12 protein-coding genes, 2 tRNA genes and 1 pseudogene are annotated in these 16634 nt (G+C 43.8%); 12 read left to right on the forward strand and 3 right to left on the reverse strand.

The window, feature by feature from the left end; all coding sequences use genetic code 11:
• Window positions 1–568 precede the first annotated feature (568 nt).
• The 7 genes and pseudogenes from tyrS (at window position 569) to ACYPWY_RS14340 (ending at window position 8888) form a co-directional block, all read left to right on the forward strand.
• The gene (tyrS, locus tag ACYPWY_RS14310; RefSeq protein ID WP_459686240.1) at window positions 569–1846 is read left to right on the forward strand and encodes a tyrosine--tRNA ligase; all 1278 of its coding nucleotides are present in this window, start codon (window positions 569–571) and stop codon (window positions 1844–1846) included.
• A 71-nt stretch (window positions 1847–1917) separates the two neighbouring features.
• Window positions 1918–1988: transfer RNA gene (locus ACYPWY_RS14315), tRNA-Gln, on the forward strand.
• Window positions 1989–2104: 116 nt separating this feature from the next.
• Window positions 2105–2175, forward strand: a tRNA-Gln gene (locus ACYPWY_RS14320).
• A gap of 264 nt (window positions 2176–2439) precedes the next feature.
• The gene (locus tag ACYPWY_RS14325) at window positions 2440–3630 is read left to right on the forward strand and encodes an AAA family ATPase (RefSeq protein WP_459686229.1); all 1191 of its coding nucleotides are present in this window, start codon (window positions 2440–2442) and stop codon (window positions 3628–3630) included.
• Window positions 3631–3646: 16 nt separating this feature from the next.
• Window positions 3647–4628, forward strand: a pseudogene (gene rhuM / locus ACYPWY_RS14330) (RhuM family protein).
• 80 nt (window positions 4629–4708) lie between these two features.
• Window positions 4709–8257 carry a pyruvate:ferredoxin (flavodoxin) oxidoreductase gene (gene nifJ, locus ACYPWY_RS14335; protein WP_459686230.1) on the forward strand — a complete coding sequence of 1183 codons (3549 nt, stop codon included), beginning with the start codon at window positions 4709–4711 and terminating at the stop codon, window positions 8255–8257.
• 100 nt (window positions 8258–8357) lie between these two features.
• The gene (locus tag ACYPWY_RS14340; RefSeq protein WP_459686231.1) at window positions 8358–8888 is read left to right on the forward strand and encodes a DUF4924 family protein; all 531 of its coding nucleotides are present in this window, start codon (window positions 8358–8360) and stop codon (window positions 8886–8888) included.
• On the opposite strand, the gene dinB is transcribed toward ACYPWY_RS14340, so the two are convergent.
• Complete coding sequence (dinB, locus tag ACYPWY_RS14345; protein ID WP_459686232.1) at window positions 8885–9952, reverse strand: DNA polymerase IV; 1068 nt, start codon at window positions 9950–9952, stop codon at window positions 8885–8887. The two genes, ACYPWY_RS14340 and dinB, sit on opposite strands and share 4 nt — an antisense overlap.
• Before the next feature lie 467 nt (window positions 9953–10419).
• Here dinB and ACYPWY_RS14350 point away from each other — a divergent pair, with 467 nt between their 5' ends.
• The 5 genes from ACYPWY_RS14350 (at window position 10420) to ACYPWY_RS14370 (ending at window position 14978) form a co-directional block, all read left to right on the forward strand.
• Complete coding sequence (locus tag ACYPWY_RS14350) at window positions 10420–11094, forward strand: MIP family channel protein (protein ID WP_459686233.1); 675 nt, start codon at window positions 10420–10422, stop codon at window positions 11092–11094.
• A 136-nt stretch (window positions 11095–11230) separates the two neighbouring features.
• Window positions 11231–11539 carry a DUF4286 family protein gene (locus ACYPWY_RS14355; RefSeq protein ID WP_459686234.1) on the forward strand — a complete coding sequence of 103 codons (309 nt, stop codon included), beginning with the start codon at window positions 11231–11233 and terminating at the stop codon, window positions 11537–11539.
• A gap of 4 nt (window positions 11540–11543) precedes the next feature.
• Entirely contained in the window at window positions 11544–12107 is a 564-nt protein-coding gene (gene ruvC, locus ACYPWY_RS14360; protein ID WP_459686235.1) for a crossover junction endodeoxyribonuclease RuvC, read from the forward strand.
• Window positions 12108–12113: 6 nt separating this feature from the next.
• The gene (locus ACYPWY_RS14365; protein WP_459686236.1) at window positions 12114–12875 is read left to right on the forward strand and encodes a transglycosylase domain-containing protein; all 762 of its coding nucleotides are present in this window, start codon (window positions 12114–12116) and stop codon (window positions 12873–12875) included.
• A 12-nt stretch (window positions 12876–12887) separates the two neighbouring features.
• Window positions 12888–14978 (forward strand): M3 family metallopeptidase, encoded by a 2091-nt coding sequence (locus tag ACYPWY_RS14370; protein WP_459686237.1) that lies wholly within the window; start codon window positions 12888–12890, stop codon window positions 14976–14978.
• 133 nt (window positions 14979–15111) lie between these two features.
• Here ACYPWY_RS14370 and ACYPWY_RS14375 read toward each other — a convergent pair whose 3' ends face one another.
• Both ACYPWY_RS14375 and ACYPWY_RS14380 read right to left on the reverse strand, forming a co-directional pair.
• Window positions 15112–15501: a VOC family protein gene (locus ACYPWY_RS14375; RefSeq protein ID WP_459686238.1), complete on the reverse strand. Its 390-nt coding sequence runs from the start codon at window positions 15499–15501 to the stop codon at window positions 15112–15114.
• A 72-nt stretch (window positions 15502–15573) separates the two neighbouring features.
• Entirely contained in the window at window positions 15574–16341 is a 768-nt protein-coding gene (locus ACYPWY_RS14380) for a DUF6597 domain-containing transcriptional factor (RefSeq protein ID WP_459686239.1), read from the reverse strand.
• Between the last annotated feature and the right edge of the window lie 293 nt (window positions 16342–16634).

A 16634-nucleotide genomic window follows, 5' to 3' on the forward strand; every position in this document is an offset into this window, starting at 1 on the left:
GCATTTTTCCATATCCCCAGGCTGATCCGCTAACCAAATCTTCCCCAATCTTATAATTTCCATTGCTGTCCGAAACCAATGCAGTTTGTCCAAACGCCGTATTTGCCAACAATACGGCAAATACTGATAGTAAAAGTTGTTTCGTTTTCATACTTAATTGTTTTAGTGATTTTTATTACGACAAATATATAACAATATTTCAGAATTACCCCCCCATTTAGTTAGATATGGTTAATCATTGAAAAAGAATAATTCATAAAATAAATTTAAGGCCTCAAAATACTACGCCAGAAAAAAAATACAGACATTTGTCCGGCAAAAACAAGGAACAATGCTTTCTGTCATTGCAGGCTCCGACCCGCAATCTCCTGAGCGCGAGCAAATCTCCCGGGTTTTGTTCCATGCTCGGGGGATTGCGGGTCAAAGCCCGCAATGACAGCGTTTTTTGCCGCTTCGCGCCAATTAGCACATTATTCACATCAGCGCATTAGCACATTATTACATTATTTTTCGTTTTTCAGCTAAAAAGACTACTTTTGCAAGGTTCAATTATAAAACGATGAAAACGATGAATTTTGTTGAGGAGCTAAAATGGCGTGGCATGATCCACGACCTGATGCCGGGAACGGAAGAACAATTGCAAAAAGAAATGACTTCGGCTTATGTGGGCATCGATCCTACGGCCGATTCGCTACATATCGGGCATCTTGTCAGCGTGATGATGCTGAAACACTTTCAGCGGGCGGGACATCGTCCGATTGCCCTCGTTGGCGGCGCTACCGGAATGATTGGCGACCCTTCGGGCAAGTCGCTCGAGCGGAACCTGCTGGATGAGGAAACCCTTCGCCGCAATCAGGAGGCGATAAAAAAACAACTGTCCAAGTTCCTGGATTTTGAATCGGACGCATCCAATGCGGCAATCATGGTGAACAACTACGACTGGATGAAAAATTTCAGTTTCCTGGATTTTATCCGCGACATCGGCAAGCACATTACCGTCAATTACATGATGTCGAAAGATTCGGTGAGAAAGCGTTTTTCGGGCGAAGGCGAGGGGATGTCTTTTACCGAGTTCACCTACCAATTGGTGCAAGGCTACGATTTTCTGCATTTGTTTGCCAATTACGGCTGCAAACTGCAAATGGGGGGCTCCGACCAATGGGGGAATATCACCACCGGCACCGAGCTTATACGCCGCAAATCTGGCGAAGAAGCTTTCGGCTTGGTTTGCCCGTTGATAACCAAAGCCGATGGCGGCAAATTCGGAAAAACCGAATCGGGGAATGTTTGGCTCGATAAGCGCTACACTTCCCCCTATAAATTTTACCAGTTCTGGCTGAACGTGAGCGATGCCGACGCCGAAAAATACATCAAGATATTTACGGCATTGGACAAGGACGAGATAGCCGTTTTAATCGAAGAACAACGGCAGGCTGCACACTTACGCCCGCTCCAGAAGCGATTGGCACAGGAAGTAACCGTTATGGTTCACTCGCAGGAAGATTACGAAAATGCACTGAAAGCCTCCGACCTGCTATTCGGCAAAACCCTGCCCGAAATAGACGATCAAACCTTGCTCGAAGTATTTGAAGGCGTTCCGCAATACGAGGTTCCGGCAACCGAATTAGCCACAGGCCTGAAAGCAATAGATTTGCTGACCGAAAAAACAGCCGTTTTCCCCTCGAAAGGAGAATTGCGAAAAATGGTACAAGCCGGTGGAGTTTCGGTCAACAAACAAAAACTGGAGAATGCCGAAGAGCCCATAAATGCGGCGCATCTTATCAACGACAAGTATATTTTGGTACAAAAAGGCAAGAAAAACTATTATTTGATAGTCGCAAAATGAAAAAGAGCGGAATAAATTTGATTTTCTAAAAAAAGAAAATTACTTTTGTCCCACTTTTTTGATAAGAAGATTGTCCCGTGGTGTAATGGTAACACAACTGATTTTGGTTCAGTCGTCCTAGGTTCGAGTCCTGGCGGGACAACAAACAACGAATTATTGATGCAGGATTCAGAATCTGTGTAGAAGAGTTTCTTGGTATCTGCATCATTTCCTGTTAAAACAATGGCAACATTGCCCCGCACTTTCCAGAAAGCAAACTGTCCTATGGTGTAATGGTAACACATCTGATTCTGGATCAGACATTCTTGGTTCGAATCCAGGTAGGACAACTCGCAAGACCGAAAAAACACTCACCAGCAAAACCCTGTGTTTAAACCCTCTGAATCATAACCCATCGGGCTTACATATCAATAGAAAACAACTCTAATTCCCCTCATAAATTGTCGTAGGACATTCACCTCCGTATTCGTGTAACAGCCCTGTCCCTACATTATCTCAACGAAAAACAATAAAATTGTCATCTTCAGTTTGCAGTATTTTAAAAAAAGTGTATCTTCGTAGCCATATTACGACTTAATAAATAAAGGATTTAAGTGGAGTCTTTTTTCAGAACGCACAAATATTTGGTTGAGCATCTTAATACTCTCGTGGTTAGGAGATTAATGGATGAGGTGGATTGGAACGACCGGTTGATTGCGATCAAAGGAACGAGGGGTGTGGGTAAAACAACATTCCTGCTGCAGTATGCAAAACGTTTTTTTGACGTTGAGAAGCACGATTGTCTATACATCAACATGAATCACTTTTCGTTTACCTGCAAAACTATACGGGATTTTGCCGAAGAATTCAGGTTTAAGGGTGGTAAAACCTTGCTTATCGACCAAGTGTATAAGTATCCCGACTGGGCGAAGGAATTGCGCCAGTGCTACGACGATTTTCCCGACCTGAGAATCGTATTCTCCGGCTCAACAGTGATGCCTTTGGACGAAAGTAAAGAGTTGGCCTCTGTTGTTAAGGTATATAATCTTCGCGGATTTTCGTTCCGTGAATTTTTAAATATCATTACCAACAACGATTTTCAGCCTTACTCGCTGCACGATGTGCTTAACAACCACAAAGAGATAGCCGCCGCCATCTGTTCCAAGGTGAAGCCTTTGGCCTATTTCAGGGATTATATTCACCACGGCTATTATCCGTTTTTTCTGGAGAAACGCAATTTTTCGGAAAACCTGCTTAAAACCGTCAATATGATGCTCGAAGTGGACGTGCTGTCGATCAGGCAAATAGAGCAATCGTACCTTTCCAAACTAAGGAAGTTGCTGTACTTGTTGTCCCTGTCATCGCCCGGCAAGCCAAATATCAGCCAGTTGAGCATCGAATGCGAAATATCGAGAGCAACCGTAACCAACTACCTCGAGTACTTGAAGGATGCCCGTTTGATTAACATGCTATACCGCGAAGGGGAGGAATACCCTAAAAAACCCGACATGGTATATATGCACAACACCAACCTGATGTTTGCCCTCAAACCGCGGTCGATTGAAGAACAATCCCTGCGCGAAACGTTTTTCTACAACCAGCTCCATCACAACGATAGCAAGCTGAAGAAAGGAAACAAGAACGGCGTTTTTATTGTTAAGGACGACAAAGACGGATACACATTCAAGATTGAAGGAACAAAGGCAAAAAGCAAAAAGAAAACAGAAACCTATTATGCCGTGGAAATGATGGAGATTGGCGAAGAAAACGTTATTCCATTGTGGCTTTTCGGGTTTTTATATTAAGAGATTTAATGGTTTAATGGATAAAAGTAATTTGAAAATAGGAAATAGCGAAATCATCATCTATCAAACTTCGGATGGCACAACAAATTTAGATGTGCGTCTGGATGGAGAAACGGTTTGGCTGACACAGACGCAAATGGTAGATTTGTTCCAAACAACCAAGCAGAATATCAGTTTACATATCGGAAATATTTTTAAGGAAAAAGAATTGGAAAAAGAAGCAACTGTCAAGGAATGCTTGACAGTTCAGCAAGAAGGGCAGCGGTCGGTTCAAAGGAATGTTATTTACTACAACCTTGACATGATTATATCAATAGGTTACAGGGTAAAATCCCTGCGAGGCGTCGAGTTTCGCATTTGGGCAAATAAAATTCTGAAAGATTATATTGTAAAAGGATATGCCGTCAATAATAAAATTGTAGCCCAACAATATAATGACTTGAAACAAACTGTCAAACTTTTGTCCAATGTCATTCAAAACAAAGAAGAGCTATCTGCCGTAGAAGCTACCGGATTGTTGCGTGTAATTACCGATTACACCTACGCTTTGGATACGTTGGACAGATACGATTATCAACAACTGACGATTGAAAAAACTACCGGAGGGGAAAAGTTTCATGCGACCTACGAAAATGCTATGGAAGCGATTAGGCAACTGAAAAGAAAATTTGATAGCGGCGGTTTGTTTGGCAACGAAAAAGACCAATCGTTCAAAAGTTCAATGAATAGATTTATATCCGAGCATTGAAGAGAAAGCGGCTATGCTGCTTTATCTGGTTACAAAAAATCATTCGTTCAGCGATGGAAATAAACGGATTGCAGCGTTTTTGTTTTTATGGTTTTTAGAGAAGAATGGTATCCTGTACAAAGAATACGGATTGCGATTGATAGAAAACAATACGCTTGTCGCTTTGACCTTGATGATTGCAGAAAGCCGAACAGAAGAGAAAGATGTCATGGTAAAGGTGGTTGTAAACCTGATAAACAGGAATAATTGAAAAGGGAACATGTATAAGTGGGAACAAGTACATAATGAAGCGAGAGAGGAAATAAATAAATTTAATTAATATAAAACAGTATGGCAAAAGAAAAAAAATTTGTAACCTGTGATGGGAATTACGCTGCTGCCCACGTATCTTATATGTTCAGCGAAGTGGCATCAATCTACCCAATCACACCCTCGTCAACAATGGCAGAATATGTTGACGAATGGGCTGCTGCCGGACGTAAAAACATCTTCGGCGAAACAATAATAGTGCAAGAAATGCAATCGGAGGCCGGAGCCGCCGGAGCTGTTCACGGATCGTTGCAGGCAGGAGCATTGACTTCTACCTACACCGCATCGCAGGGGCTGCTGCTGATGATTCCGAATATGTATAAAATTGCGGGCGAACTGCTTCCTTCGGTATTCCATATTTCAGCCCGCGCACTAGCCGCTCAGGCGCTGTCTATATTCGGAGACCACCAGGACGTTATGGCTGCGCGCCAAACCGGTTTTGCCATGTTCTTCTCGGGCTCGGTTCAGGAAGTAATGGATTTGTCGGCTATATCGCATCTGGCTACCATCGAATCACGCATTCCGTTTATGAATATTTTTGACGGATTCCGCACATCGCACGAAATTCAGAAAGTAGAATTGATGGAGCAGGACGACCTGGCCCCTCTTCTCGACCAAAAAGCGCTTGCCGAATTCCGCGAAAGAGCGTTGAATCCCGAAAATCCCGTAACACGCGGTACTGCTCAAAACGAAGACATCTACTTCCAATCGCGCGAAGCATCGAATAAATTCTACGATGCCGTTCCCGGAATAGTAGAAAAATACCTGGCCGAAGTTTCAAGAATAACAGGACGTAAATACAACTTGTTCGACTACTACGGAGCCGCCGATGCCGACCGTGTAATCATAGCCATGGGTTCGGTAACCGAAACCATTAAAGAAACCATCGACTACCTGAACGCAAAAGGCGAAAAAGTAGGTCTGGTTGCCGTTCACTTATATCGTCCGTTCAAAGCCGAAGCATTTATTGCGGCTATCCCAAAAACAGCCAAAAGAATTGCTGTACTCGACCGCACAAAAGAACCCGGATCAATCGGACAACCTCTTTACCTCGATGTAAAAAGCTGTTTTTACGGAAAACCCGATGCACCAACCATCGTAGGCGGTATTTTCGGACTTTCGTCTAAAGATACTACTCCGGCACAAATCATGTCGGTTTACGAAAATCTTTCGCTGAATCTTCCTAAAAACGACTTCACCGTAGGTATCGTGGACGATGTAACATTCAAATCGCTTCCGTTGAAAGAAGAAGTTTCGGTGGACGATAACAACTACGAAGCTAAATTCTACGGACTTGGTTCGGACGGAACTGTGGGCGCGAACAAGAATACCGTAAAAATCATTGGCGACAACACCAATAAATATTGTCAGGCTTATTTTGCTTACGACTCTAAAAAATCGGGCGGGTTCACTTGTTCCCACCTTCGTTTTGGCGACCATCCTATCCGTTCTACCTATTTGGTAAATACGCCAAACTTTGTAGCCTGCCATGTACCGGCCTATCTTCACCTTTACGATGTAACCAAAGGCTTGAAAAAAGGCGGAACATTCTTGTTGAACTCGGTATGGAGCAAGGAAGAAGTAGGCAACTACCTTCCCGATTCGGTTAAGAAATACCTGGCCGTCAACAACATCAATTTCTACATCATCAACGCTACTAAAATTGCGACTGAAATAGGTTTGGGTGGACGTACCAATACAATTCTTCAATCGGCATTCTTCAAAATTTCCAATGTTATCCCTTACGATCTGGCCGTGGAACAAATGAAGAAATTCATTGTGAAATCTTACGGACGTAAAGGCGAGGACGTTATCAATAAAAACTATGCCGCCGTTGACCGGGGTATAGATGTAGAAAAAGTAGAAGTACCTGCCGGATGGGCAAACATTGCAGTAGGCGAACCTGCAACAGATGATGCTCCCGAATTTATCCAAAAAATAGTACGCCCCGTAAACGCTCAACGCGGATACGACCTGCCGGTATCGGTATTCAACGGTCGCGAAGACGGAACATGGGAAAACGGCACTACCACATACGAAAAACGCGGTGTGGCTGCATACGTTCCGGTTTGGAACATCGACAACTGTATTCAGTGTAACCAATGTGCTTATGTGTGTCCTCACGCAACTATTCGCCCATTCGTACTGGATGCCGACGAACAGGCCAAAGCGCCTGCCAGCGCACAACTGCTGAAAGCCCAGGGAAAACAATTTGAAGGCATGGGATACCGTATCCAGGTGGATGTGCTGGACTGTTTGGGTTGTGCCAATTGCGCAGACGTATGCCCGGGTAAAAAAGGCGAAAAAGCCCTCAATATGGTTGAAATCGGAACACAATATCCCGAACAAACCAACTGGGACTTCATGGTGAAGAACGTAACCAGCAAAGCTCATTTGGTGGATGTGAAACTGAATGTGAAAAACTCACAATTCTCTACGCCATTGTTCGAGTTCTCCGGCGCATGTTCGGGTTGTGGTGAAACACCGTATGTGAAATTGATTACCCAGTTGTATGGCGACCGGATGTTGATTGCCAATGCAACAGGATGTTCTTCAATCTATGGCGGTTCGGCTCCTGCAACTCCTTATACCAAAAATGCGGAAGGAAAAGGACCGGCTTGGGCAAATTCCCTGTTTGAAGACAATGCCGAATTTGGTTTGGGCTATGCCATCGCAAACACAAGTATGCGCAACCGCCTGGTGAAACTAATGACCGAAGTTCAGGATTGTCCGAAGTGTTCTGACGAATTGAAAGCCATCTACAAAGAATGGATCGAAAACAAAGACAACGCAGAAGCAACCAAGGAAATCAAAGCCAGAATACTACCGCTGTTGGAAGTTGAAAAAGACAATTGCGAATTCTGTAAAGAAATCTATTCGCTGCAACAATACATCATCAAGCGTTCTATCTGGATATTCGGAGGAGACGGTTGGGCTTACGATATAGGTTTCGGCGGTCTCGACCACGTACTTGCTTCGGGAGAAGACGTGAACGTATTGGTTTTGGATACCGAAATTTATTCCAATACAGGTGGACAATCTTCCAAATCTACACCTACTGCTGCTGTGGCTAAGTTTGCTGCTGCCGGTAAGAAGATTCGCAAAAAAGACTTGGGTATGATTGCTGCCACTTACGGCTATGTATATGTAGCTCAGGTAGCAATGGGAGCCAATCAGGGACAATACCTGAAAGCGTTGAAAGAAGCCGAAGAATACAAAGGCCCCTCTTTGATTATTGCTTATGCCCCATGTATCAGCCACGGTTTGAAGAAAGGCATGGGATTTGCTCAGGGCGAAGAAGCTGCGGCAGTTGCCTGTGGATACTGGCACTTGTGGCGTTTCAATCCAACATTGGAAGAAGAAGGCAAGAATCCGTTCACGCTCGACAGCAAAACGCCGGACTGGGATAAATTCGATGCATTCCTGAATAGCGAAGTGCGTTATACTTCTCTTGTGAAATCGAATCCGACAGAGGCGCAAGAACTGTACGCCGCTGCAAAAGCCAATGCACAATGGCGCTATAAAGGCTATTTGCGTTTGGCCGGTTCTTCGGACAAAACAGAAGAGTAAAAAGCGAAACAATACTGTAAAAGAGCGAGGCTTCCGCGGTTGGAGAGCCTCGCTTTTTCTTATACAAAAAATCCCTATCTTTGTAAAAAAATAAAGAGAAATGTTGATCGCCCGACAAAAAAAGGAAGAGAATATTGCCGAGTATTTGCTCTATATGTGGCAAATAGAAGATATTATCAGAGCCCAGCAGTTTGATATTGACCGGATACAGGAAAATATCATCAATAAATTTGACCAACCCGAAGAGGTCGGACAGGAAATGAGAGACTGGTACCAGGGTTTGATTGAGATGATGGTATCGGAAAACAAAAAGGAAACAGGGCACCTCCAGATCAATAAAAATGTGATTATCAACCTCAGCGATTTGCATCAGAGCCTGTTGGATGACCCACAAGAAACATCCTACACGGCAAGTTATTACAAAACATTGCCCTTTATTGTTGAACTAAGGAGTAAGAGCCAGGATAAAAGCATCCCCGAAATAGAAACCTGCTTTTCGGCGCTCTATGGTTTTTTGCTGTTGAAATTGCAACAAAAAGAAGTGTCGGGAGAAACCCAGGCGGCTATATCTCAGATTAGTTCGTTCCTCCGTTTGTTAGCGCAAAAATACAAGGCGGAAAAGGCTGCTTAGTCTTCAAAAGCAAGTTCCAGCTGAACATTGTCGGCCCATAGCTGAGCATCGCTGGTCTTAACGCTTAGCCCCAATAGCCGTATTTTGGGTTGAATGGCGATATTTTCCAGCAATTCCTTACCGGCATCGAACAAGGATTGAAAATCGGTAAGCGGATGCAGGAATGTTTTACTGCGGGATATAATCGTAAAATCGGCGTATTTCACCTTTAATGTAATGGTTCGTCCCAAGAACGAACTGCGCTTGATTCGTCCGGTCAGGTCTTCGGCAATCAGTTTTAATTCGGGCAATAAATCTTCTATCAAATCCATGTCCCTGTCGAAGGTGCATTCCGCCCCTACCGATTTTCTTATCCTGTTGGGGTTCACCTCGCGGTTGTCAATGGCTCTCGCATTCTGATAATAGATAGATCCGGCCTTTCCGAATATCCCAATCAGTTGGCCTTCGGTCATGTTTTTCAGGTCTAAGCCGGTTTTTATGCCCAGCAGGTGCATCTTCTTCGCCGTAACCCTGCCAATGCCAAAGAACTGTTCTATCGGCATTTGCTCCACAAAAGCTTCGGCACGTTTGGGCGTAATCACAAACAAGCCGTTTGGTTTGTTGTAATCGGAGGCTATTTTAGCCAAAAATTTATTGAAGGAAACCCCCGCCGAGGCCGTCAGCGAAGTTTCGGTGAAGATGCGCTCCTTAATTTCTTTTGCAATTTCGGTAGCAGAAGGGATTTGCTTGAAATTTTCGGTTACGTCAAGAAAGGCCTCGTCCAGCGACAAAGGTTCGACCAAATCCGTATAGTCGTGAAAAATATCCATTATCTGTCGCGAGACCGCTTTGTAAACGCTAAAGCGAGTTGGCACAAAAATCAGTTGGGGACACTTTCGCAAAGCCGTTTTGGAGGGCATTGCCGACCTCACGCCAAAGCGGCGCGCCTCGTAACTGGCGGCGGCCACCACTCCCCTGTTTCCCGAATAACCAACAGCCACCGGTTTGCCGCGGAGGCTTTCATTGTCGCGTTGTTCGATAGAAGCAAAAAAAGCGTCCATATCTATATGGATAATCTTTCTCATGTAATAAAGTTAGAAAAAAATAGTGATACTGTGTTTATGTTTTGAGAAGAAAATAAGGCAAACGCATGAAAAATTTTAGAACCACTAATTACGAATGAGATTCCTCCCTTTGGTCGGAATGACTCGCTCATTGGTGGTTTAAGGGATGAGGAAGCGGCGGCTTCGCCGCCGCTTCCTCATCCCCTCTCCCAAAAAGGAGACCGTCATTCCGACCAAAGGGAGGAATCTCCTGCTCATATCAGCAACTTTACCGAAAAACATAAGCGCTAAATTTTTTCAGGTTTGCCCCGAAAAAATCCTCAAACTATTTGTTTTATTTTTATATTTTCCTACATTTGTCAAAAAACTGGGTCAACTACTCCAAACATAATGCCCCCCTATTTTGTTATTGAATAGAAATGGAAGGATAGAACATATATACGCGAACATATTAATACTTAAATTATTAACAAATTAATTATGTAATTATGAAGAAGTATTTAGCAGAAATGATAGGAACAATGGTACTTGTTCTTATGGGATGTGGTAGCGCTGTTTTTGCCGGAGCAACACAGCCTTTCGACTCAGTCGGCGCTTTAGGAGTGGCGTTTGCCTTTGGTCTTTCGGTTGTGGCGATGGCTTATACCATTGGCAAAATATCGGGATGCCATATCAATCCGGCCATTACGCTGGGCTTGTTGGTCTCGAAAAAAATAGCGTGCAAAGATGCCGGTTTGTACATCGTTTTTCAGATAACAGGAGCTATTATCGGCTCTGCCATACTCTATGTTTTAGCCAAAGATTCGGGTTCAACCACCACGTTTACAGGCGCTAATGGTTATGCCGATGGCGCTCTGGCAACAGCCTTTGTTGCCGAAACCGTTTTTACATTTATCTTTTTGTTGGTGGCGCTTGGCTCAACATCCAAGGGCGCCAATAATAAGTTTGCGGGTTTGGCTATCGGTTTAGCCCTGGTACTGATACACATCGTTTGTATTCCGATTACCGGCACATCGGTAAATCCGGCGCGCAGTATCGGCCCTGCACTGTTTCAGGGAGGCGAAGCCTTATCTCAACTTTGGGTGTTTATCGTTGCCCCATTCTTAGGCGCCGTAATAGCTGCATTCGTCTGGAAAGCAATTGATACCGAACCGGAGGAATAAAAAAGCCCCCTGAATCCCCCGTAGGGGAACTTTATAAGCCTCCCCTTACGGGGAGGTTGGAGGGGCTTTTTCACATTAGCTCATTATAATTTCGTTATTCGTTGCAATCTGCCTATCTTTGTTCAAAACAAAGCAGATGTTGATATTTAATACAACTTTCCATGTCGAAGATGATATTCAGGAAGCCTACCTCGAATACATGCGGCAAACATATATACCTGTTGCTACAAACAGCGGGTTCCTGCACATGAGTTGTTTTGCGCACATATATCCCCAACACGAAGAACAAGGGACAAGCTACTCGCTACAACTCAGGGCAAAAAATACCGATACGTTTAACTACTGGATGAAGACCGAAGGAGAGAAGCTTCAGCGCGAACTCGCGAGCAAATTCGGCAATAAAGTATTGGGATTCGTAACGCTTCTCGAAGAAATAGACTATTGAGGTTATGCTGGAAAAGGAACGTATAATACTCGGTATCGACCCCGGAACACAGGTTATGGGATACGGCGTTTTGCGGGTGGTGAACAATAAACCGCAATTACTGGCCATGGGGATTCTGCAACTCAACAAATACGACGATCATTATCTTCGTCTAAGGCGGATATTTGAACGGGTGATAGGCCTGATTGAAGAATACCTGCCCGATGAAATGGCCATTGAAGCGCCGTTTTTCGGGAAAAATGTACAAAGTATGCTCAAACTGGGACGGGCGCAGGGTGTAGCCATGGCTGCCGCTCTTTCGCGCGATATTCCTATTTTTGAATATGCTCCCCTCAAAATCAAAATGTCGATAACCGGAAACGGGCGAGCAGCCAAAGAGCAGGTAGCCTATATGCTTCAAAGCTTTTTGCATATCCCCGCCGAAAGCATGTTGCCCCAAATGGATGCTACCGATGGTTTGGCGGCAGCTGTCTGCCATTATTTTCAGACAAATAATCCGGCTTCGGACAAGAAATTCACCAGTTGGAAAGATTTTATGAGTAAAAACCCCGAAAAAGTAAAAAAATAGAACGCTATGAAAAAAGCCAAGCCAAGCATCCCGGTTTCCCTCATTCTTCGCATATTCGGAATAACGCTCATTGCTGTTTTTTTATCCAGCATACTGTGGGTCGCTTTTTACAGCAAATTCGATGTTGAACATACGCCACAGATGGCATTTTACAAATTCGGACATCATGACGATAGTTTGAACTATAAAGTAGAACATTGCTGGATACCCATCGACTCGATGTCGCGCAACGTAATTATTGCCGTTCTGGCCGGGGAAGATAATAACTTTTATGTGCATGATGGTTTTTCGCCTATTAATGAAGACGATAGCTTGATCAGGAGGATACCCAAAGAACATGAGACGATTACACAAAAAGCGGCTCATTCGGTTTTTCTTACAAAAGGCGACTCGAAAGTCAAAGACCTGCTGGAACCCTACTTCACCATTCTTGAAGAATATTTGTGGGGAAAAGACCGCATTTTGGAAATATATCTGAACACCTCCTTGGTTGGAAATGGCATATTTGGCGTTGAGGCGGCCTCTCAGATTTACTTCAACAAACCGGCAGGAGACCTGACCAAATACGAAGCGGCTTATATTGCTGCGTTGATGGAACACAACAAAACAATTGATATAGAACATCCCGACGAAGAATTATTAGCCCGTCAGAAAGATATATTGCTAAAAATGGCTTTTATGATTCACGTAAAATTGGGGAAAAAGCCCGTTGATGAGAGTGGGCTCCCCGAATCGAAGCCTATATATCGAAGGGCTTGGAGAGGATAAATATAGAACGATATGAAAAGAATTATTTTACCAATTTTATTATTAACAGGCATGACAACAAGCATTGAGGCACAGAATCCGTTTCTTACCAAGTATAAAACTCCTTACGAAACCCCTCCGTTCGACAAAATCAGGAACGAGCATTACGAGCCGGCTTTTGAAAAAGGAATAAAAGAACATCAGGCCGAAATAGATAAAATTGCCAACAACAACGAAGCGCCGGATTTCAAAAACACGATAGAGGCTTACGAGCGGTCGGGGGAATTGTTGTCGAAAGTTTCGTCGGTATTCTTCAATTTGCTGAGCGCCGAGAGCAATGACGAAATGATGAATATATCGCAACGCTTATCGCCGAAAATTTCGGAGCACCACAACAATGTAAACCTGAACGAAAAGTTGTTTGAGCGTGTAAAAGCGCTATACAACAAGCGAAGCAGTTTGAATCTGACCGCAGAACAAATACGCTTGCTGGAAAAAATATACGAAGATTTTGAAGATAGAGGGGCTACCCTGAATGCGGAAGATAAAGAAATATACCGTAAATTGTCAGGCGATTTGAGCCAGTTGACGCTGAATTTTGGTCAAAACGTTTTGAAGGAAAGCAACAAGTTCGAGATGTTGTTGACCGACAAAGCCGATGTGGAAGGATTACCGCAAAGCTCGTTGGACGCCGCCTCCGACAATGCCAGGTCGAAAGGAAAAGAGGGATGGTTGTTCGATCTTTCGGCGCCCAGCTACATCTCCTTTATGAAATATTCGGTGCGCCGCGACTTGCGCGAAAAACTCTACACAGCCTACAACACAAAATGCGTGGTAGGCGGAGAGTTCGACAATCAGGAAAATGTGAAGAAAATAGCCGAAACCCGTCTTAAGATAGCCAACTTATTGGGTTATAGCGACTATGCAACATTCAGCCTGCGGGATAAAATGGCCAGGAATAAAGAAGGCGTATTCGGGCTGCTCAACAAACTCTACGAGGCCTATGCTCTGAGCGCCCACAACGATGTGAAGGAAGTACAAGGTTTTGCAATTGGCAAGGAAGGAAAAGCCATCGAAATTCAGCCTTGGGACTGGAGCTATTACTCTGAAAAGCTGAAAGATGCAAAATACGAACTGAATGACGAAATAGTTCGCCCCTATTTTGAGCTGGAACATGTGAAGAAAGGCGTGTTTGGTTTGGCGACCGACCTGTATGGCCTGACATTCAGAAAGAACACCAAAATTCCGGTTTATCATCCCGAAGTGGAAGCCTTTGAGGTAGTTGACGCCACCGGAAAATTTATAGCCGTGCTGTTCACCGATTTCCACCCCCGCGCCGGAAAACGTCAAGGCGCCTGGATGACGGAATACAAGGGGCAATATATTCGCGATGGAAAAGATTCGCGCCCGCATATTTCGCTCGTGATGAACTTCACCCGCTCCACCGATACGGCTCCAGCTTTGCTGACCTACGACGAAGTAGAAACCTTCCTTCACGAATTTGGACACGCTTTGCACGGAATGCTCACCGATTGCACCTACGAAACCTTATCGGGGACAAATGTCGCCCGCGATTTTGTAGAAATGCCTTCGCAAGTGATGGAAAACTGGCTGGCTCAAAAAGAATACCTCGATAAGTTTGCCGTACATTACCAAACAGGGGAAGCAATTCCGGCGGCATTGGTGCAAAAATTGGTGAACGCCTCCAATTTCATCGCAGGCTATTTGTGCTATCGCCAACTAACATTCGGATACCTCGATATGGCCTGGCACAGCCTTCCACAACCCTATACCGACGATGTAAAAGAATTTGAGCGCAAGGCCATCGCCAAAACAGCCGTATTGCCGGTGGTTGACGGAACAGCCATATCCACATCGTTCAACCACATTTTCTCGGGCGGATATGCAGCAGGATATTACAGCTACAAATGGTCGGAAGTATTGGATGCCGACGCCTTTGCCATATTCCAAAAAACAGGCATATTCAACAAAGAAACCGCAAGTTCGTTCCGCAAAAACATACTGGAAAAAGGGAACACCGAAGACCCCATGTCATTATACATCAAATTCCGAGGACAAGAGCCCAGCGTAGATGCTTTGCTGGAAAGGACCGGGGTGAAATAGCGGGGAGTTTCTATTTCGTAAGAATTCAGCACACAGATTCAACAGATAAGCGTGGCTGTCTCAAAAGTCTGTCATCCCATGTCAAGCACGGGATGACAGACTTTTGAGACAGCCACGTCTTATTTAAAAGAAATCATTCGGCATCTTCCGTAATGGTCAGAATAAATCCGTTATTGTCGTAAATAGCAAACTCATCGGCGCCATAAAAAGTTTTGTGTAATGCCTTGGCCAGATATTCCGTATTTTTCAGCTTGTCATACAGCGTTTTCATACCTTTTAGCTTGATGTAAAAAGTGAGCGTTGCATTTTGCGGCTTATCCTTCAAAGCCGGGTATTCTTCCCGAAGATTTTGCGTTTCCTGAAATGCGATAAATACATTCCCCGAGCCGACCATCGCCCAAGCAAGTTCTCCCGTTTCGGGAACACTCATTATTTGCTGAAAGCCTAATGTTTCGGTATAAAACTTTACCGTTTCGTTCACATTTTTCACCCCAATATTGGGCGTTAATGATTGATATTCCATAATAATTGCTGTTTTAAATTTTCACAAAGGTACTTTATAATTTACATTTCAATGGTGTAAAAAAACGACTTCCTAACGAAAATGTGTTGGAACATCGCCTGTTAATGCCCTGAAATCCTTAATCAAGTGTGCTTGGTCGTAATAACCACAATCTATCGCAATCGAAAATAGATTTTCGCGTGGATGATTTTTCAAATACTGTAAAGTATTTTTGAACTTTACTATTTTAGCGAATGCCTTGGGCGAAATACCAACTGCCGTTTTAAATTTTCGTTCAAAATGTCGCTCCCCTAAACACACACGAGAAGCAACATTAGCAAGCGACAATTTTCCTTGTGCCTGCTCAATCAAATCAACGGCGCAAACAATCTGTCTGTCGGGTGTAAACAATGATGAAAGTTTGTTGAGCAGGTAATTATCAACACGTTGTTGTAGAGACACGGCATGACTTGTCGCTATAAATTGTTCGGACAATATATCATAAAACCGTTCGTCAAACAAAGTTTCAACAAGAGTCATATCCACTCGTTGATTGGTAAATTCATGAATTGGAACGCGGGTAAAGGCAGTAATACCGGCGGGTTTAAACCGAATGCCAAACATCTGTGTTTTCCCTGCATACATTACCTCAATAAAAGAAGTGGTTGTTCCAACAATATTGGGTAAAAAACGTTGCAACCCGTTTGCTTCCGATGCCTCACCAAACGAGAACAAAATATCCACACACCCATCGGGAAAGATTTTTGAGCGAATCTCTCCATTACCAATAAAACCCTCGGCAATCCAATAGGTTTCTATGAATGGCGTTAATCGTATGTCGGGCGAGTGTTCACGATACATAGTACAAAATAGTTAAATCGCATAAAGATAACGAAATAAAATAGAACATACCGAAAATGTGGAGGTAAAACCCTGTGTTTAAACCCTCAAATCTGCTTACATATCAATAGAAAACAACTCTAATTCCCCTCATAAATTGTCCGTAGGACATTCTCTTCTGTATTCGTGTATCCCCTACGGGGAAAAATGGCAGATTGTAGTTCTATTTTTCTATTGATATGGATGTCCTACGGACAATTGTCAGTAACCTTCGTTCGGACTACAAGGCAAACGAACATACTAAGATTGAAAGC

It is taken from the genome of Viscerimonas tarda (assembly GCF_054601255.1).